The sequence below is a fragment of the Caloranaerobacter longqiensis genome, assembly GCF_050286925.1.
Taxonomy (GTDB): Bacteria; Bacillota; Clostridia; order Tissierellales; family Thermohalobacteraceae; genus Caloranaerobacter.
In genome coordinates, this window is record NZ_JBFWFX010000056.1 from 1 (window position 1) to 1,433 (window position 1,433).

4 protein-coding genes are annotated in these 1,433 nt (G+C 33.4%); all 4 read right to left on the bottom strand.

Annotated elements, in window-relative coordinates; translation table 11 throughout:
• Window positions 1–145 precede the first annotated feature (145 nt).
• A complete protein-coding gene (locus AB4Y15_RS13995; RefSeq protein WP_427340953.1) occupies window positions 146–691 on the bottom strand; it encodes a host-nuclease inhibitor Gam family protein in 546 nt (181 codons plus the stop codon).
• A complete protein-coding gene (locus AB4Y15_RS14000) occupies window positions 678–881 on the bottom strand; it encodes a hypothetical protein (RefSeq protein WP_427340954.1) in 204 nt (67 codons plus the stop codon). The genes AB4Y15_RS13995 and AB4Y15_RS14000 overlap by 14 nt, the downstream gene beginning before the upstream one ends.
• 77 nt (window positions 882–958) lie before the next feature.
• Window positions 959–1,084, bottom strand: coding sequence for a hypothetical protein (locus AB4Y15_RS14005; RefSeq protein ID WP_427340955.1), 126 nt, complete (start codon window positions 1,082–1,084; stop codon window positions 959–961).
• Window positions 1,085–1,159: 75 nt separating this feature from the next.
• A partial coding sequence (locus tag AB4Y15_RS14010) for a hypothetical protein (protein WP_427340905.1) occupies window positions 1,160–1,433 on the bottom strand: 274 nt, incomplete at its 5' end.

A 1,433-nucleotide genomic window follows, 5' to 3' on the forward strand; every position in this document is an offset into this window, starting at 1 on the left:
CATGATTCTTTTTTAGCGTTTTCTGAATAACAGCTTGAAATCTAGCAATTTTCTGCATTGTACCCGCTACTTGTTGTATATCAACATTATCAATTATGCTCAATGCATTATTTACTGGTTGTAATTCTCTTGTACTGTCCATTTATTACACCTCCACAATAAATTCTGGAGCTACTTCTTCAACTCTTACACCTTCAACAATTTCTCCAGTTTCTTTGTTTACAACCTTATCGCCTACTACTTCTACATTCTTTTTAAGATTAGCCCAATCAGGTGATTTTTTAATTTTAATCAAATTATCTAATTTGTTTGCTTCTAGCCATTTAACTAGTTTTTCGTCATCTCTTATAAACTTAGGTTTTGATTTTTTCAGCTTTAGAATGCCACTTGGTAATTTGTAAGACTTCTGTGTTTTAGTTTCTTTAACTTTTTCTAGCGATTCAAAATACTCTCTCAACTTTGATTCAAAGAAAGCTACTTCTCTATTCATTTTCTCTTCTTCAGCTTGTAGTCTAGCTTGTATCTGCTCTATTTTAGCTTGTGCTACCATACGAAATCTTTCAAATTCAGCTTTAGCCTCTTTAATTTTGTCTAAACACCAGTCCGCAGCTAAATCATCAGTAACCTTCCAAGTTTCTTTTTCTTCCTCATTTATAGTTAAAAACTCGTTACTCAATCTAATGTTTTCCATGCTCTTTACCTCCTATTAATTTTTCAATTTCTTTAAGCTCCTGTTTAGCTTTTCTAATGTTCCCTCTAGCCTGTTCCTTAATCTTTTCTAAAAAGTTTGGAGTCATTTCTAATGTGTTAAGATAAGATTCTTCTCTTTTGATATACTCAATCAATTCTTCTCGACATTGAGAAAGTGTTTTTCCGTACATACTTGTTCCTCCGCTCTTGCATTACACCTCATGGTAAGGTATAATACTTATGAAGTGTGTTTTTTTCTTGCATATGCCTATCTAGCTGCCACTAGATGGGCTGTTTCGCTTTTGTATCCAACTATCTTTCCATCATGCACTATAGTGATGATATTTTCTAATTCATAAAACTTTACTGCTACCCAAATGCTTATATCATTCATAGCCTTGCCTCCTTTCCTCAACAATTTCTAATATCAATCTTGTACATTCATTAACTTTTGCAACAATTTTAGCAACTATTTTAATCTCCAAATATTTTCTGCAACCCATACTCTTCCGTCTGATATATCATATTTGTCTACATCAATCATACCTGCGGTAACACTAGATGCAGGAAGTATTCCTGTCATATCTTGCATACCTTTACCACAAAGTGGACACCATGCATGTTCTGTACCGAACCAGCCTGCCATTTTAACCTCTTTACCACAACATTTTATATTTCTAAATGAATGTTCACCTATCTGCTCATATTCCCAACCTAAAGTATCTAAACACTCTTTAACTGTC